This is a genomic window from Sphingomonas silueang, assembly GCF_040049155.1.
GTDB lineage: Bacteria > Pseudomonadota > Alphaproteobacteria > Sphingomonadales > Sphingomonadaceae > Sphingomonas > Sphingomonas silueang.
The window spans coordinates 114,127-130,136 of sequence record NZ_JBDZDK010000006.1 but is presented as its reverse complement, the minus strand read 5'-3'; the positions used below and the strand labels follow the sequence as shown (position 1 = coordinate 130,136).

15 protein-coding genes are annotated in these 16,010 nt (G+C 69.9%); 6 read left to right on the top strand and 9 right to left on the bottom strand.

All coding sequences use genetic code 11. The features are described from left to right. Positions 1–3: 3 nt before the first annotated feature. From pstB to ABLE43_RS08335, 5 genes are all read right to left on the bottom strand, one after another. Positions 4–786 carry a phosphate ABC transporter ATP-binding protein PstB gene (pstB, locus tag ABLE43_RS08355; protein WP_348978031.1) on the bottom strand — a complete coding sequence of 261 codons (783 nt, stop codon included), beginning with the start codon at positions 784–786 and terminating at the stop codon, positions 4–6. After that, the gene (gene pstA / locus ABLE43_RS08350; RefSeq protein WP_348978124.1) at positions 786–1,997 is read right to left on the bottom strand and encodes a phosphate ABC transporter permease PstA; all 1,212 of its coding nucleotides are present in this window, start codon (positions 1,995–1,997) and stop codon (positions 786–788) included. Before pstA ends, pstB begins: the two co-directional genes overlap by 1 nt. A gap of 82 nt (positions 1,998–2,079) precedes the next feature. Beyond that, positions 2,080–3,462: a phosphate ABC transporter permease subunit PstC gene (pstC, locus tag ABLE43_RS08345; protein WP_348978030.1), complete on the bottom strand. Its 1,383-nt coding sequence runs from the start codon at positions 3,460–3,462 to the stop codon at positions 2,080–2,082. Further along, a complete protein-coding gene (locus tag ABLE43_RS08340) occupies positions 3,462–4,493 on the bottom strand; it encodes a substrate-binding domain-containing protein (protein ID WP_348978029.1) in 1,032 nt (343 codons plus the stop codon). Before ABLE43_RS08340 ends, pstC begins: the two co-directional genes overlap by 1 nt. A gap of 64 nt (positions 4,494–4,557) precedes the next feature. Beyond that, positions 4,558–5,760 (bottom strand): ATP-binding protein, encoded by a 1,203-nt coding sequence (locus ABLE43_RS08335; RefSeq protein ID WP_348978028.1) that lies wholly within the window; start codon positions 5,758–5,760, stop codon positions 4,558–4,560. Between the two features lie 125 nt (positions 5,761–5,885). Here ABLE43_RS08335 and ABLE43_RS08330 point away from each other — a divergent pair, with 125 nt between their 5' ends. From ABLE43_RS08330 to ABLE43_RS08315, 4 genes are read left to right on the top strand one after another with little or no spacing between them, the layout of a single operon-like run. Beyond that, positions 5,886–6,308: a hypothetical protein gene (locus ABLE43_RS08330; protein WP_348978027.1), complete on the top strand. Its 423-nt coding sequence runs from the start codon at positions 5,886–5,888 to the stop codon at positions 6,306–6,308. Between the two features lie 53 nt (positions 6,309–6,361). After that, positions 6,362–6,628, top strand: coding sequence for an HPr-rel-A system PqqD family peptide chaperone (locus ABLE43_RS08325; RefSeq protein ID WP_348978026.1), 267 nt, complete (start codon positions 6,362–6,364; stop codon positions 6,626–6,628). Further along, on the top strand, positions 6,625–7,488 hold the full coding sequence (locus ABLE43_RS08320) for an HprK-related kinase A (RefSeq protein WP_348978025.1): 864 nt from the start codon (positions 6,625–6,627) through the stop codon (positions 7,486–7,488). The genes ABLE43_RS08325 and ABLE43_RS08320 overlap by 4 nt, the downstream gene beginning before the upstream one ends. Beyond that, the gene (locus ABLE43_RS08315) at positions 7,485–8,489 is read left to right on the top strand and encodes a nucleotidyltransferase domain-containing protein (RefSeq protein WP_348978024.1); all 1,005 of its coding nucleotides are present in this window, start codon (positions 7,485–7,487) and stop codon (positions 8,487–8,489) included. Before ABLE43_RS08320 ends, ABLE43_RS08315 begins: the two co-directional genes overlap by 4 nt. 135 nt (positions 8,490–8,624) lie before the next feature. On the opposite strand, the gene wecC is transcribed toward ABLE43_RS08315, so the two are convergent. The 4 genes from wecC to ABLE43_RS08295 form a co-directional block, all read right to left on the bottom strand. Continuing rightward, a complete protein-coding gene (gene wecC / locus ABLE43_RS08310) occupies positions 8,625–9,863 on the bottom strand; it encodes a UDP-N-acetyl-D-mannosamine dehydrogenase (protein ID WP_348978023.1) in 1,239 nt (412 codons plus the stop codon). Continuing rightward, positions 9,856–10,980 carry a non-hydrolyzing UDP-N-acetylglucosamine 2-epimerase gene (gene wecB, locus ABLE43_RS08305; protein ID WP_348978022.1) on the bottom strand — a complete coding sequence of 375 codons (1,125 nt, stop codon included), beginning with the start codon at positions 10,978–10,980 and terminating at the stop codon, positions 9,856–9,858. The genes wecC and wecB overlap by 8 nt, the downstream gene beginning before the upstream one ends. Positions 10,981–11,207: 227 nt before the next feature. Further along, positions 11,208–11,993 (bottom strand): SDR family NAD(P)-dependent oxidoreductase, encoded by a 786-nt coding sequence (locus ABLE43_RS08300; RefSeq protein ID WP_348978021.1) that lies wholly within the window; start codon positions 11,991–11,993, stop codon positions 11,208–11,210. A 62-nt stretch (positions 11,994–12,055) separates the two neighbouring features. Continuing rightward, positions 12,056–12,730 (bottom strand): HAD-IA family hydrolase, encoded by a 675-nt coding sequence (locus ABLE43_RS08295; RefSeq protein WP_348978020.1) that lies wholly within the window; start codon positions 12,728–12,730, stop codon positions 12,056–12,058. A 62-nt stretch (positions 12,731–12,792) separates the two neighbouring features. On the opposite strand from ABLE43_RS08295, the gene glmU reads away from it, so the two are divergent. Then, the gene (glmU, locus tag ABLE43_RS08290) at positions 12,793–14,154 is read left to right on the top strand and encodes a bifunctional UDP-N-acetylglucosamine diphosphorylase/glucosamine-1-phosphate N-acetyltransferase GlmU (RefSeq protein WP_348978019.1); all 1,362 of its coding nucleotides are present in this window, start codon (positions 12,793–12,795) and stop codon (positions 14,152–14,154) included. A gap of 29 nt (positions 14,155–14,183) precedes the next feature. Beyond that, positions 14,184–16,007, top strand: coding sequence for a glutamine--fructose-6-phosphate transaminase (isomerizing) (glmS, locus tag ABLE43_RS08285; RefSeq protein ID WP_348978018.1), 1,824 nt, complete (start codon positions 14,184–14,186; stop codon positions 16,005–16,007). Positions 16,008–16,010: the final 3 nt, after the last annotated feature.

Below are 16,010 nucleotides of genomic sequence, written 5' to 3'. Positions count from 1 at the left end.
CCCTCAGCCATACCGCCCGGTGATATAGTCTTTTGTGCGCTCCTGGCGGGGGTTGGTAAAGATGTCCGAAGTACGGCCATATTCCACCAGCGTGCCGAGGTGGAAGAAGGCGGTGCGTTGCGACACGCGCGCGGCCTGCTGCATGTTGTGGGTGACGATGGCGATGGCATAGCGCCCGCGCAGTTCGTGGATCAGCTCCTCGATCTTCGCGGTGGCGATCGGGTCGAGCGCGCTGCACGGCTCGTCCATCAGGATCACTTCCGGATCGACCGCGATCGCGCGGGCGATGCACAGCCGCTGCTGCTGCCCGCCCGACAGCGCGGTGCCGCTGTCGGTGAGGCGGTCCTTGACCTCGTTCCACAGCCCGGCGCGGGTCAGCGAGCGTTCGACGATGCCGTCCATTTCGCCCTTCGAGGTCGCGAGGCCGTGGATGCGCGGGCCGTAGGCGACATTCTCGTAGATCGACTTGGGGAAGGGGTTCGGCTTCTGGAACACCATGCCGACGCGGGCGCGCAGCTGCACCACGTCCATGGCGGGGGAATAGATATCCTCGCCGTCCAGCCGGATGTCGCCCGTCACCCTCGCCGAGGCGACGGTGTCGTTCATCCGGTTCATCGTGCGCAGGAAGGTCGACTTGCCGCAGCCCGACGGGCCGATGAAGGCGGTGACATGTTCCATGGCGATGTCGATCGACACGTCCTTGATCGCCTGTTTCTGGCCGTAGAAGACGTTGACGCCGCGCGCCGACAGCTTCGGGACGGGCGGACTTGCTTGGGCTTGGGTCATTACCAGCGGGTCTCGAAGCGATTGCGGAGATAGATGGCGAGCGCGTTCATCGCGAGGAGGAACGCCAGCAGCACGAGGATCGCGGCGCTGGTCTTCTCGATGAAGCCGCGGCTGACCTGATCGGACCACAGGAAGATCTGCACCGGCAGCACGGTGGCGGGATCGCCGAACCCCTGCGGCGCCTGCGAGATGAAGGCACGCATGCCGATCATCAGCAGCGGCGCGGTTTCGCCCAGCGCGCGGGCCATGCCGATGATCGTGCCGGTCAGGATGCCGGGCAGGGCGAGGGGCAGGACATGGTGGAACACCACCTGCACCTTGGACGCGCCGATGCCGAGTGCGGCGTCGCGGATCGAGGGCGGCACCGCCTTGATCGCGTTGCGTCCGGCGATGACGATGACCGGCATGATCATCAGGGCCAGCGTGAGGCCGCCGACGATCGGCGCCGAGCGCGGCAGGTTCAACGTGCCGAGGAACACCGCCAGACCCAGCAGCCCGAAGATGATCGAGGGCACCGCCGCCAGGTTGTTGATCGACACCTCGATCAGGTCGGTCCAGCGGTTCCGGGGGGCGTATTCCTCGAGGTACAGCGCCGAGAGGGTGCCGACCGGGAAGGCGATCAGCAGCGTGACGAGCATCGTCATCAGCGATCCCTTGAGCGCCCCCCAGATGCCGACCGCGGTCGGATCGGTCGAATCGGCGGAGCGGAAGAAGTCGGTGTTGAACCCGGTCGAGATCGCGTTCGCCTTGGTGAGGCGGGCGACCATCGCCTCCGCCTGCGCCGTGCCGTCGCCCTTGGCCGCTTCCTCGATATCGGAGGCGGCGGGGACGGGGATCGTCGCCTTGCGCGACAGGATCGAGGGATCGGCCTTGATCGCGTCGCGGACGGTCAGCCACGCGCTGTCGGAGATGACGCGGTTCTCCTCGCCGAACGCCGCCGCCGCTGCGCCGTCGACGGCATTCTCCACGCCCGCCCCCGCCAGCGCGAGGTCCGCGCCGCGGCCCTGCAGCTGCGCGCGATCGACCTCGATCCCCGATGCGGGGAAATCGATCGGCAGGTTCACCAGCGTGCGCTGGAACCCGCCGACGCCGCTCAGCAGCATCGTGACGAGCAGGAAGGCGAGGAACCCGCCCGACAGCACGACGGCGGCAAGCCCGAAGAAGCGGAAGCGGCGCTCGGCGGCATAGCGGCGGCGGATGCGCTTCTGCATCGCCTGCGTCTTCCAGTCGGTCGGCACGCGCTCGGGGGTCGCGGCGCGCTCGACGGCAGGCGATCCGGCGACGAGGCTGGGACTATTCATAGGCTTCCCGATACCGCTTGACGACGCGCAGCGCGACGACGTTGAGGAGGAAGGTGATCGCGAACAGCGTGAGGCCGAGCGCGAAGGCGGCCAGCGTCTTGGGGCTGTCGAACTCGGCCTCGCCGGTCAGCAGGTCGACGATCTGCTTGGTGACGGTGGTCGTGCTCTCGAACGGGTTGAGCGTGATCGATGCGGCGCCCGATGCGGCCATGACGACGATCATCGTCTCGCCGATCGCGCGGGAGACGGCCAGCAGCACGCCCGCGACCACGCCGGGCAGCGCGGCGGGCAGCAGCACCTTGGCGATCGTCTCGCTGGTGGTGGCGCCCATCGCGAGGCTGCCGTCGCGCATCGATTGCGGCACGGCGGCGATCGAATCGTCCGCCATCGACGAGACGAAGGGGATGATCATGACGCCCATCACCAGCCCCGCCGCCAGCGCGCTTTCCGAAGAGGCGAAGGGCATGCCGAGCATCACCGCGAGGTCGCGGATCGCCGGCCCGACGGTCAGCGCGGCGAAATAGCCGTAGACCACGGTCGGCACGCCCGCGAGGATTTCGAGGATCGGCTTCATCCACTTGCGCACGCCGGGCCGGGCGTACTGCGTCAGATAGATCGCGCTCATCAGTCCGAAGGGGATGGCGACGATCATCGCGATCACCGCGCCGATGAAGAAGGTGCCCCAGAACAGCGGCACCGCGCCCAGCGTCGCGCCCGGATCGGACGCGCGGATGACCTGCGGGCTCCAGTGGGTGCCGAGCAGGAAATCGGTAACGGGCACGATGCGGAAGAAGCGCACGCTTTCGACGACCAGCGACAGGAAGATGCCGAGCGTGGTCAGGATCGCGATGAGCGAGGCGACCAGCAGCGCCAGCATCACCGCGCGTTCGACGCGGGTGCGCGCGCGGAAATCGGGGCGGATGCGGGTGAAGGCGAACGCCCCGCCCGCGAACGCCAGCAGCACGGCGAGCACGGTGCCGATCCAGTCGTAGCGGCGCTGCGCGGCGGCATAGGCGGGGGCGAGCACCTCCGCCTGCGGGTTGAACGCGCCGTATGCATCGCCGCTGGCCAGTGCGCGCGCCTCGGCAAGGATCGCCGCGCGCTCGAAGCCGGGGCCGGGGAGTCCGGCGGCGGCGGGGGTCGCCAGCACGCTTTCGCGCACCAGCGTCGGCGCGGTCACGCTCCACGCGGCAAGGAACAGCAGCGCCGGGGCGGCGATCCAGATCGCCATGTGCCAGCCGTGCTGGCCGGGCAGCGAATTGGGCCGCTGCGCCGCGGTGGCCGGTTTGGCGAAGCGCGCGGCGCGGGCGCGCGCGACCATCCAGCCGATACCGCCGAACCCGAGCACCAGCAGGATCAGGGCGAAGCCGTGCATCAGTGCAGCCCCGCCGGATCGAGCGATTTCCGGTCGCGGATTTCCGCCGCGGATTCGGCGCGGACGGCGGCGGGGGCGGCGATCATGCCCCGGCGGGTCAGCGGCCCGTTCGGTTCCCACGACCGGGCGTAGGCGGCGAGGAAGTCGGTCATGCCGGGCACCGGCTTGATATGCGCCTTCTTCACATAGATGAACAGCGGCCTCGCCCCCGGATAGCGCCCGTCGGCGATGCTGTCGTAGCCGGGCGCGATGCCGTCGATCGGCACGCCGTGCAGCCGCGCCTTGTTCTCCTCCAGATAGGAATAGCCGAAGATGCCGACCGCATTGGGATTGGTCGACAGGTTCTGCACGATCAGATTGTCGTTCTCGCCCTTGTCGACATAGGCCGCATCGTCGCGGATGCGGGTGCAGATATCGGCATAGCGATCCTTGTCGCGCTCCTTCAGTTCCTTCACCTGCGGCAGCGCGGCCTCGCACGCGGGGACCATCACCAGCTCGACCAGCGCGTCGCGGGTGCCGCTGGTCGCGGGCGGGCCGAACACCTGGATCGGGATGCGCGGCAGCGCGGGGTTCACGTCGCTCCACAGCCGGGCGATGTTGGGCTTGCCCAGCGGATTGGCGGAGAGCGCCATATAGATGTCGCGCTTGCTCAGCTGTAGCTTCGGCCCTGCGTTCGATTCGGCCAGTGCGACACCGTCCACGCCGACCTGGACCTCCATGATGTCCTTCACGCCGTTCTTCAGGCAGGTTTCGTACTCGGACTTCTTGAGCCGGCGCGAGGCGTTGAGGATGTCGGGGTGCTGCGGGCCGACCCCTGCGCAGAACAGGCTGGCGCCCGCGCCGGTGCCGGTCGATTCGATCACCGGCGCGCGCAGATTGGGGTTGGCGTTGACCAGCCCTTCGGCGACCGCGGTGGTGAAGGGATAGACGGTCGAGGAACCGACGATCTTGATATGGTCGCGCGAGGTCTGCGGCTCGCAGGCGGCGAGGCCGAGCCCTAGGGCAAGGACGGATGCGATCCGGCGATACATTCGACCTCGACTAGCTGGGGCATTGCGCGACTGCTGCACTCGATTGCCCTGTGTTACTATTGCGTTACGGCTTGATGACAGGGGCCAGCGGCAACAGGATCGTGACCGTCGTACCGTCGCCCACCACGCTGCCGATGTCGAGCCGTCCCCGGTGCCGCTCGACGATATGCTTGACGATGGCAAGGCCGAGGCCGGTGCCGCCCAGCGCCCGGCTGCGCCCCGAATCGACGCGGTAGAAGCGCTCGGTCAGGCGCGGCAGATGCTCGATCGCCACGCCTTCGCCATGGTCGCGCACCACCAGTTCGGCCATGGTGCCGTTGGGGTGCAGGCGCAGTTCGACCGGCGTGTTGGCGCGGCCGTACTTCATCGCGTTGCCGACGATGTTGTGCAGCAGCTGCGACAGCTGCGCGCGGTCGCCGATCACCTGCACGCCGTCCGCCACGTCGCGCGTCAGGTCGCGCCCGCGCGTGGGGTTGCCCGCGCTCAGTTCCTCGCATACCCGCGCGATCATCGCCGACAGGTCGACCGCCTGGTCGGGCGGGCGGTATTTCTCGGCCTCGATCCGGCTCAAGGAGATGAGATCGTCGATCAGCCGCTGCATCCGGCGCGCCTCGTCGTTCATCACCTTGAGGAAGCGTTCGCGCACGGCGGCATCCTCGCCCGCCTCGTCGCGCAGCGTCTCGATGAAGCCGAGCAGCGAGGCCAGCGGGGTGCGCAGTTCGTGGGATGCGTTGGCGACGAAATCGACGCGCATCCGCTCGGTCGCGCGGTTGCCGGTGCGATCGACCAGATGGACGAGGCGGTGGCCGTCGCGCAACGGGCGCACCCGCATCTCCCAGCTCTGGTCCCGCGCGCCGAGACCGACGAGGCTGACCGGATCGCCGTCGTCGCGATTGCCGAGCAGCCGTTCGGCGGCGGCCGGATGGCGGATGGCGAGGCGCACGTCGCCGCCGACGATATGCTGGCCGAGCAGCGACCGCGCGGCGGGATTGGCGGACAACACGCCGCCGCCCGCGACGATCAGCACCGGCTCGTCGATCGCATCGATCGCCGCCTGGGTCGCGGCGGCGACATGGGCACGGGCGGGATCGGGCGATTCGGGCGCGGCCTGCGCATCGCCATGCTGCCCGGCGACGAACACCGCGACGATCCCGCCGACCAGCATCACCGCACCGGCATTGACCCCGGCGCCGAGCAGGATCGCCGCAAGTGCCACGACCACGACGATCGCGATGCCCAGCGGCAGGCGGGGGCTGAAACCTTCCATGCCGCCCCGATTAGGCGCATGTCCCGGCCTGCGCCAGCCTTTGCAGGCCGGGACGGTTCACGCCGGTACGGGCGGTGCGTGTCTTTGCGATTGCATGGCGGGGCGATGTCGGGGAAAATGGCGGCATGGCCGACGATCCGATCGATCCCCCGAGCGCGCCCGCCGGGGACGCGACGCCCGCGACGCTTGCCCGCCGCACGCTGCTGATCGGGGCGGCGGGTGCCTCTGCGGTCGTGTCGATCCGCCCGGCACTGGCGCAGACCCAGACGTCGATCATGAACTGCCAGATTCCGGTGCCCGATCCGCCCAATGCGGGCCGGAACATCACGCCGGGCGGCAAGGTCGTCGATCGCGGCACGGGCAATTCGGTGCCGGGCGCCCGGCGGCCCTTCACCGCCGAGGAAGTGCGCGATGCGTCGAAGAGCGGCAACAACCTGCCCGGCGCGGATCGCGAGCAGACGCGCGCGTATCTGAACTATATCCGTCGCCTGCAACCGGGCACCAGCGGCTATACCTGTTTCGCCTCGCTCCAGATGCCGCGCGGCTAGCATGGCGGCGCATTCGTCCGATCGCGCCGGGCGCTAGCGGCGGCGACGTGCCCGTGCGATATCGTGCGCCCGGTGCGGGGGGGCTGCGCGTCGTGGCGTTCGACGACCTGGCCATGGTCTACCACCGCGCCTCCGGCCAGACCCATGTGGTGGCCCCGCCGGTGCCGGAGATGCTCGATACGCTGGGCGAACAGGTGCTGAGCGCCGCCGAACTGCTGGCGGCGTTGCAGCTGCGCTACGACCTGCCCGATGCCGACGCGGCGGCGGTGGCGGCGCGGCTGGAGGAGCTGGCCGCGATCGGGCTGGTCGAACGGCGGTGAGGCACGTCGCGCAGCTCCGCATCGGGCCGGTCGGCTTCCGCATCGGCAGCGACTGGCGACAGCCGGTCGAGCAGCTGCGCGACCTGTACCGCGACTATCCCGCACCGGCGGACGGGATCGCCGACTTCACCGTCCGCCTGTTCGCGGCGCGACCGTGGCGGCGATTCGTCCGGCCCGCGGTCATGATCGGCGGCGACTTCATGCTGCCCGATGCCGCGCCGCTGCCGCTGGCGCAGGGGCTGCTCGCCGCCGAGATGGCGATGAACCTGCAGGTCGCGCTGGGGCACCGGCGGCACCTGCTGCTCCATGCCTCGGCGGTCGAGCGCGACGGGCGGACGCTGCTGATGACCGGGGTGTCGGGGGCGGGCAAGTCGACGCTCGCCGCGTTGCTGATGACGCGCGGCTGGCGGCTGCTGGGCGACGAGTTCGTGCTGATCGATCCGGCGAGCGGACGGGCGTTCGGCTTTCCCCGGCTCGTCAGCCTGAAGAACCGGAGCATCGGCGTGATCGAACGCGCCGCGCCGCAGGGGCGGTTCGGGCCGTTGCTGGCGGGGACGCCCAAGGGGGATATCCGCCATCTCGTCCCCGATGCGCGGGCGATCGCGGCGATGGACGTGCCCGCCGTGCCCGCGCTGCTGCTGTTCCCGACCTTCGGCCCGGCGGTCGAGGTGCGCGCGCTCGCCCCGGCCGAGACGTTCGTGCGCCTGACCCAGGCGTCGACCAACTATGGCATGCTCGGCGAGGCGGGGTTCGATGCGCTGACCGCGCTCGCGCAGCGCGTGCCGGTGCGGGCGATCGACTATCCCGATACCGACAGCGCGATCGCGCTGGTCGAGGCGCTGTGGGACGACCTCGCATGAGCGCGCGGCTGCTGGCGATGCTGCTGGCCGATCCGGCGAGCGCCGACCGGCTCGACGGCGACGGCTGGAACGGCGTGATCGCGGCGGCGCGGGCGGAGCGGTTGATCGGCAGCCTTGCCGTGCAGCTGCGGGGGCTGGCGATCCCCGCCGCGGTGGCGCGCGTCCTTGCCGATGCCGCCGTGTCGAGCGCGGCGGAGCGGACGGCGGCGCTGTGGGAGGCGGAGGTGGCGCGGCGGGTGCTCGCGCCGCTGGGCGTGCCGGTCGTGCTGCTGAAGGGCAGCGCCTATGTCGCCGCCGGGCTGGACGCGGGGCGGGGGCGGTCGATCGGCGACCTCGACATCCTAGTGTCGCGCGCGTCGCTGGATGCGGCGGAGGCGGCGCTGCTCGACGGCGGCTGGGAATGGGTCAAGCCCGACCCGTATGACGACGCCTATTACCGCCGCTGGATGCACGAACTGCCGCCGATGGTGCGGATCGACAGCGACCGGATGATCGACGTGCATCACACCATCCTGCCGCCGACCGCCCGACCGACGCCCGATGCCGCCGCGCTGGTCGCGGAAGCGGTGCCGCTGGAGAACGGGCTGTTCGTACTGTGCCCGGAGGACATGGTGGTCCATGCCGCCGCGCACCTGCTGGCCGACGGCGATCTGGCGGGCGGCCTGCGCAACCTGTGGGACATCGACCGGCTGGTCCGCGAGTTCGCCGAGCGCGACGCCGCCTTCGTCGATCGGCTGATGAGGCGGGCGGCGCGGCACGAACTGGCGCAGGTGGTGGCGCGCGCGTTGCGGCTGGCGAAGGCGGTCTATGCCACGCCGGTCGCGGGGTTCGCGCTGCGGGCGGGCGACCGGTGGTTCCTGCGGCGGTTGCTGGCGCGGGACGGCTGGGGCCGGTCGCGGCACCGGGGCACCGCGTTCGCCTTCTACGTCCGCTCGCACTGGCTGCGGATGCCGCCGCTGTTGCTGGCCCGGCATCTGTGGGTGAAGTGGCGGCGGGGGTAAGTCGCGCCTTGCCCGAGCGTCAACCCGTCCGTTCGTCCCGAGCATCGTCGAGGGACGTGCCGCGAGCGATGTGCCCGGTGTCTCGACTCCGCTCGACACGAACGGTGACGGGACGGGCCGCCGCAGGGGCGATGCTCAGCGCCACATCCCCCGCGTGTCGTACACCTGCTTGCCCGCGCGCGCCGACACCGGCACGCTGCGGAACGCGCTGTGATCGACCAGCACGACGAGGATATCGTCGGCCAGCCCCGCCTCCAGCGGCACCAGCCGCCCCCCCGCCAGCGCGGTCGGCAGCGCGGTGACATAGGGCTCGACCAGGTCGATGCGGTCGCCGTAGCGCGCGATCAGTGCCGCCGCGACCTTCACCGCCGGGCTTTCGCGCAGGTCGTCGATATCCGCCTTGAACGCGAGGCCGAGCAGCGCGGCGCGGGCACCCGGCGCGGCGTCGAGCATCGCGGCGGCGCGGGCGACGACGTGATCGACCTTGCCGTCGTTCACCTCGCGCGCGGTGCGGATCAGCGGCGTGTCCCTGGGCGCGGCATCGACGATGAACCACGGGTCGACCGCGATGCAATGCCCGCCGACGCCGGGGCCGGGCTTCAGGATGTTGACGCGCGGATGGCGGTTGGCGAGGTCGATCACGTCCCAGACGTTCAGCCCCATCCGGTCGCACACGATCGACAGTTCGTTGGCGAAGGCGATCGCGACGTCGCGGCTGGTATTCTCGACCAGCTTGACCATTTCGGCGGTGCGCGCGGTGGTGACGGTGCAGGCCCCTTCGACGAAGCGGCGATAGAAGACGCAGGCAGCTTCGGCACAGGCCGGGGTGATCCCGCCGATCGAACGCTCGTTCGACACGAGTTCGAGGATGATCCGCCCCGGCAGCACCCGTTCGGGGCAATAGGCGACGGCGATGTCGGGCGCCGCGGCAACGCCCGGCAGCGCGAGGTCGGGGCGCAGTTCGGCGATCAGGTCGCGGATGCGCTCCGTCGTGCCGACCGGCGAGGTCGATTCGAGGATCACCGTATCGCCCGGCACCAGCACCGGCGCGATGGCGCGCGTGGCGTCGAGCACATAGGACAGGTTGGGCACATGGCCCGGCCCGAACGGGGTCGGCACCGCGATGACGAACACGTCGGCGGGGGCAGGCGCGGTCGCGGTGGCGAGGCGGCCCAGCGCCACCACGTCGCGCACCAGCGTGTCGAGATCGGCCTCCTCGATATGGATCGCGCCGCGCGCCACCGTCTCCACGACATGGCGGCTGACATCGACGCCCAGCACCCGCGCGCCCGACCGCGCGACGACGGCGGCGGTCGGCAGGCCGATATAGCCGAGGCCCACGACGCATACGTCGTAGCGAGGAACGTCAGCCATTGAGGATCTCCACGATGCGGGCCGCGGCATGGCCGTCGCCGAAGGGATTGTGCGCGCGTGCCATCGCGGCATAGGCGGCGTCGTCGTCGAGCAGCATCGCGACCTCGGCGACGATGCGGTCCTCGTCCGCGCCGATCAGCTTGGCGGTGCCCGCCATCACGCCCTCGGGGCGCTCGGTCGTCTCGCGCATCACCAGCACCGGCTTGGCGAGGCCGGGCGCTTCCTCCTGCACCCCGCCCGAATCGGTCAGGACGAGGTGGCACAGGTCGAGCAGGCGGACGAAATGGGGATAGTCCTGCGGATCGATCATCGCGACGCGCGGATTGCCGCCCAGCAGTTCGTCCATCACGGAGCGGACCTGCGGGTTGGGATGGACCGGGAAGATCACGCCCACATCGTCGCGCGCGGCGATCCGGGCGATGGCGCGGGCGATCGCCGCCATGCCGCCGCCGAAATTCTCGCGCCGGTGCGTCGTCACCAGCACCACCCGCTTGCCCGCGAACCGATCGGCCAGCGGGTCGAGCGCGGCGGTGCGCCCCGGATCGGCGGCGAGGCGCGCGCGTGCCAGATGCAGCGCGTCGATCACGGTGTTGCCGGTCACATGCACGCGGTCCGCGGGCACATTCTCCGCCAGCAGCGCGTCGGCGGCGGTGCGGGTCGGCGCGAAATGCAGGTCGGCGATCGACCCCACGATCTTGCGGTTCACCTCTTCGGGCCATGGCTGGTAGATGTCGTGGCTGCGCAGGCCCGCCTCGACATGGCCGACCGGTATCTTGCGATAATAGGCGGCGAGCGCGGCGACCATCGCGGTCGTGGTGTCGCCCTGCACGATCACCCGGTCGGGCTGTTCGGCATCGAACACCGGCCCCAGGGCGTCGAGCAGCCGTGCGGTCAGGCCGTCGAGCGACTGGCCGGGCGTCATCAGGTTCAGGTCGACATGGGGGCGGACCCCGGCGAAGTCGAGCACCTGGTCGAGCATCGCCCGGTGCTGCGCGGTGACGATCACCCGCGCCTCGAACCGCGGATGATCGGTCAGGGCGTGGATCAGCGGGAACAGCTTGATCGCTTCGGGCCGGGTTCCGAACACGATCGCGATGCGGTGTCTGCGCTCAGGCATCGGCTTCCTCGGGCTGTCCGGTCACGCCGCCTGCCTACCGCGCGGGGCTTAACAATTGCTACCGGCAAAATGCGTCGGGACGGGATGGGCAGGTGCCACGGACGTCATTCCCGCGAAGGCGGGAATCCATAGACGCTATCGCTTGCGATAGGCCGGATCGTCGGCGCCTATGGATTCTCGCCTTCGCGGGAATGACGAAGCGGGGCAGCAAGCACCCCGTCACCTGCTCAGCCGTGATACCGCTCCGCCACCCTGTCGCGCGAGGCGTTGGGCGCGATCTTCGCCTCGGCGGCTTCCAGCGCCGCCCAGTCGGCGACGTCGGGCAGCGAGGGGATGCACACCGCCTCGCCCAGTTCGAGGCCGCGCAGCGACGCGACGACCAGATCGTCCGCCTCCATCACCCGTTCGGGCGGGAAGTCGTCGATGCTCTTGCCCGCGACATGGTGGAAATCGGTGGCGGTGACGCCGGGGATCAGCAACTGCACGCGGATGCCGCTGTCCTTCGCCTCCACCTGCATCACGCGGGTGTAATAGGCGACATAGGCCTTGGACGCGCCATAGCCCGCATAGCCCGGCAGCTTGGTGAACAGCGTGCCCGACCCGACGTTGATGATCGTGCCGCGCCCGTGGCGCTTCATCCCCGCCATCGCCGCATCGGCAAGGCGGCTGAACGCCACGACGTTCAGCAGCAGCATGTCGGTCATGTCCTCGCGGTCGCCTTCGCCCACCTTGCCCATGGCGGCGAAGCCCGCATTGTTGACGAACAGGTCGACGGGTTCGCCGTGCTGCAACCGGGCCTCGACCAGATCGAGGTCGTCGGGGTCGGCGAGGTCGGCGACCAGCACCTCGACCGCGATGCCGTGTTCGCCGGTCAGTTCGTCGGCAAGCGAGCGCAGCCGGTCCTCGCGCCGGGCGACGAGGATCAGGTCATGGCCGGTGCGCGCCAGATGCTGCGCGAAGCTCAGGCCGATGCCGGACGAAGCGCCGGTGACGAGGGCGGCGGGACGGTTCATGGGTCAGGTCCTTCGGTTGCGATACGCTCCGCAGGAGCGTGCGAGGGGGCGTGGCGGTTCCCTCAGCGACCCAGCCGCGCGAGCGTCGGCAGCAGTTCGTCGTAATGATCGATCACTGCATCGGCGCCGAGGTCCGCGACCGGCTGCATCAGGAAGCCGAACGATACCGCGATTCCCGGGATGCCGGCGTTCCGCGCCGCGTCGATGTCGAAATGCGAATCGCCGACGAAGGCGGCGGGGCCGCCGCCCAGCCGTTCGATCATCGCGTCGATCGGCGCGCGATGGGGCTTGGCCATGCCCGGCCCCAGCGTGTCGCCGCCGAGGATGCAGCCGAAGCGGTCGGCGATGCCGAGTTCGCCGAGCAGCTTTTTCGCCAGCCTTTCCAGCTTGTTGGTGACGATCGCGACCTTCGCGCCCTGTGCGTCCAGCGCGTCGAGTGCGGCCATCGCGCCCGGAAAGGGCCGGGAATGGACCGCGATGTTTTCTTCGTAATGTTCCAGCAACAGCCGATAGCCGCGATCGAGCGCCGCATCGTCATAGCCGCCGGTCGCCGCCATCCCCTGCGCCAGCATGTGGCGCGCGCCGCCGCCGATCATCGGGATCACCGCGTCGCGCGTCAGCGGCGCGCGGCCCGCATCGGCCAGCGCATGGTTGACCGAATCGGTCAGGTCGCCGCTCGTGTCGACGAACGTCCCGTCGAGGTCGAAGCCGACGATCGCGAATGAAATCTTCGTCATGTCGCCCGCTTTGCCGTTCGCGATATGGAATTGGCAAGGTCGCTGTGTCAGATGCGCTGCCCATGGAAGCCAAAGCGATCGCCGCGATCGTCCTTGCCGCCGGGCAGGGCACGCGCATGAAGTCCGACCGGCACAAGGTGCTGCACCCGATCGCGGGGCGGCCGATGCTGCTGCACCTGCTCGGCAGCCTGACGCAGGCCGGGATCGACCGCCGCGTCGTGGTGGTCGGCGCATGGGGCGAGCAAGTGGAGGCGGCGGTCGCCGGACACGGCGTCGAGATCGCGTGGCAGCACGAACGGCTGGGCACCGCCCATGCCGCGTTGCAGGCGAAGCATGTGCTGGCCGGGTTCGACGGCACGGTGATCGTGTGTTTCGGCGACACGCCGCTCCTGTCCGCCGAGACGGTCGCGCGGCTGGCGGCACGGCTGGAGGCGGCGGACGCACCCGCCGTCGCGATGCTCGGCTTCCGCCCCGCCGACGCCGCCGCCTATGGCCGGATCATCGCCGGGGACGACGGCACCATCGCCAAGATGATCGAATACAAGGACGCGACCGAAGCGGAACGCGCGGTGACGCTGTGCAACAGCGGGGTGACGGCGGTGCGCGCGGCGGACCTGTGGCCGCTGCTCGAACGGGTCGGCAACGCCAATGCGGCGGGCGAATATTACCTCCCCGATATCGTCATGCTGGCGATCGCCGACGGTCGCCGCGCGGTGGTGATCGAGACGGAGCCGGACGAGGTGGCGGGGATCAACAGCCGCGCCGAACTGGCGGCGGTCGAGGGTGCGTGGCAGGCGAAGCGTCGTGCCCGCGCAATGGCGGAGGGTGCGACGCTGATCGCACCCGATACCGTCTGGTTCGCATATGACACGGTGATCGGGCGCGACGTGACGATCGAGCCGAACGTGGTGTTCGGCCCCGGCGTCACGATCGCGGACGGCGTGACCATCCATGCTTTCAGCCATCTGGAGGGCGCGACGGTCGCTACGGGTGCCGATGTCGGCCCTTATGCCCGCCTGCGCCCCGGCGCGGTCCTGGGCGAGAACAGCCGCGTCGGCAATTTCGTCGAGGTGAAGAACGCGGTGCTGGGCAAGGGGGCGAAGGCCAATCACCTGACCTATCTGGGCGATGCGACCGTCGGCGCCGGGGTCAACATCGGCGCGGGTACGATCACCTGCAACTATGACGGCTTCTTCAAATACCGCACCGAGATCGGCGAGGGTGCGTTCGTCGGATCGAACAGCGCGCTGGTCGCCCCCGTGCGCATCGGCGCGGGCGCGATCGTCGCCGCCGGATCGGTGGTGACGAAGGACGTGGCCGCCGACGCGCTGGCGATGGTCCGCGCCGAGCGCACCGACCGCGAAGGCTGGGCCGGCCGCTTCCGCGCCAGCCGCAAGGCCGCCAAGGCCGCGAAACAGGCATAATCGAGCACCCGCTCCGGAGAGTATAGGCAATGTGTGGAATCGTTGGGATCATCGGCACCGAAGCCGTCGCCGACCGGCTGCTCGACGGGTTGAAGCGCCTCGAATATCGCGGCTATGACTCGGCGGGGATCGCCACCATCGACGGCGATGCGATCGAGCGGCGGCGCGCGTCGGGCAAGCTGCGCAACCTCGCGACCGAACTGGCGGCGCATCCGTTGCCCGGCGACGTCGGCATCGCCCACACCCGCTGGGCGACGCATGGCGGGCCGACCACCAACAACGCCCACCCGCATGCCACCGACGAAGTCGCGGTCGTCCACAACGGCATCATCGAGAATTTCAAGCCGCTGCGCGAGGAACTGCAGGCGCGCGGGCGCGTGTTCACCAGCGAGACGGATACCGAGGTCGTCGCCCATCTGGTGAGCGAACAGGTCGAGGCGGGGCTCGCTCCGGCCGATGCGGTGAAGGCGGTGCTGCCGCGGCTGCACGGCGCGTTCGCGTTGGCGATCCTGTTCCGCAGCCACCCCGACCTGCTGATCGGCGCGCGGCTCGGCTCGCCGCTGGTCGTCGGCTATGGCGAGGGCGAAGTGTATCTCGGCTCCGACGCGCTGGCGCTGGCGCCGCTGACGCAGCGCATCGCCTATCTGGAGGAAGGCGACTGGGTCGTCTGCACCCGCGACGGCGCGCAGGTGTACGACCGGGCGAACGCGCCGGTCGACCGCCCGGTCACGATCTCGGGCGTCACCGGCGCGCTGATCGACAAGGGCAACCACCGCCACTTCATGCAGAAGGAGATCTACGAACAGCCGATCGTGGTCGCGCAGACGCTGCGCGCCTATCTCCACCGGCTGGACGGGAAGGTCGCGCTGCCGATCCCCGATTTCGACCTGTCGGGAATCAAGCGGGTGACGATCGTCGCCTGCGGCACCAGCTTCTATGCCGGGATGGTCGCCAAATACTGGTTCGAGCAGTTCGCGCGGGTGCCGGTCGACTTGGATGTCGCTTCCGAATTCCGCTACCGCGCGCCGGTGATGGAGGACGGCGGGCTGATGATCGTCATCAGCCAGTCGGGCGAAACCGCCGATACCCTCGCCGCCCTGCGCCATGCCCGTGCCGAGGGGCAGGTGATCGCCGCCGTCGTCAACGTGCCGACCAGCACGATGGCGCGGGAGGCCGACCTGCTGCTGCCCACCCATGCCGGGCCGGAGATCGGCGTCGCCTCCACCAAGGCGTTCACCTGTCAGCTGGCGGTGCTGGCGGCACTCGCGGCCAATCTGGCGAAGGCCAAGGGGCGGCTGTCGGAGAGCGAGGAGCGCGCGCTGGTGCGGCATCTGTCGGAGGCGCCGGCGGCGATCAACGGCGCGCTGGCGTATGACGAATCGATCGCCGAGATGGCGGGCGTGATCGCGGGCGCGCGCGACGTGCTGTATCTCGGACGCGGCACCGATTATCCGCTGGCGCTGGAGGGCGCGCTCAAGCTCAAGGAAATCAGCTATATCCATGCCGAGGGCTATGCCGCGGGCGAGATGAAGCACGGGCCGATCGCGCTGATCGACGAGCATGTGCCGGTGATCGTCATCGCGCCGTCCGGCCCGCTGTTCGACAAGACCGTCAGCAACATGCAGGAGGTGCAGGCGCGCGGCGGCAAGGTGGTGCTGATTTCCGACTATGACGGCATCCAGGCGGCGGGCGACGGGGCGGTGGCGACGATCACCATGCCCAAGGTCCACCCGCTGATCGCGCCGATCGTGTATGCGGTGCCGGTGCAGCTGCTCGCCTATCACGTCGCCGTGGCCAAGGGCACCGATGTCGATCAGCCGCGCAACCTCGCGAAATCGGTGACGGTCGAATAGCGG

Bases quoted from the DNA above. Each gene is read 5' to 3' on its own strand.
- wecB (WP_348978022.1), bottom strand. From the start codon at position 10,980: ATGCCTGAGCGCAGACACCGCATCGCGATCGTGTTCGGAACCCGGCCC.
- pstB (WP_348978031.1), bottom strand. From the start codon at position 786: ATGACCCAAGCCCAAGCAAGTCCGCCCGTCCCGAAGCTGTCGGCGCGC.
- ABLE43_RS08340 (WP_348978029.1), bottom strand. From the start codon at position 4,493: ATGTATCGCCGGATCGCATCCGTCCTTGCCCTAGGGCTCGGCCTCGCC.
- ABLE43_RS08330 (WP_348978027.1), top strand. From the start codon at position 5,886: ATGGCCGACGATCCGATCGATCCCCCGAGCGCGCCCGCCGGGGACGCG.
- glmU (WP_348978019.1), top strand. From the start codon at position 12,793: ATGGAAGCCAAAGCGATCGCCGCGATCGTCCTTGCCGCCGGGCAGGGC.
- pstC (WP_348978030.1), bottom strand. From the start codon at position 3,462: ATGCACGGCTTCGCCCTGATCCTGCTGGTGCTCGGGTTCGGCGGTATC.
- ABLE43_RS08295 (WP_348978020.1), bottom strand. From the start codon at position 12,730: ATGACGAAGATTTCATTCGCGATCGTCGGCTTCGACCTCGACGGGACG.
- ABLE43_RS08300 (WP_348978021.1), bottom strand. From the start codon at position 11,993: ATGAACCGTCCCGCCGCCCTCGTCACCGGCGCTTCGTCCGGCATCGGC.
- ABLE43_RS08335 (WP_348978028.1), bottom strand. From the start codon at position 5,760: ATGGAAGGTTTCAGCCCCCGCCTGCCGCTGGGCATCGCGATCGTCGTG.
- glmS (WP_348978018.1), top strand. From the start codon at position 14,184: ATGTGTGGAATCGTTGGGATCATCGGCACCGAAGCCGTCGCCGACCGG.
- pstA (WP_348978124.1), bottom strand. From the start codon at position 1,997: ATGCAGAAGCGCATCCGCCGCCGCTATGCCGCCGAGCGCCGCTTCCGC.
- wecC (WP_348978023.1), bottom strand. From the start codon at position 9,863: ATGGCTGACGTTCCTCGCTACGACGTATGCGTCGTGGGCCTCGGCTAT.
- ABLE43_RS08315 (WP_348978024.1), top strand. From the start codon at position 7,485: ATGAGCGCGCGGCTGCTGGCGATGCTGCTGGCCGATCCGGCGAGCGCC.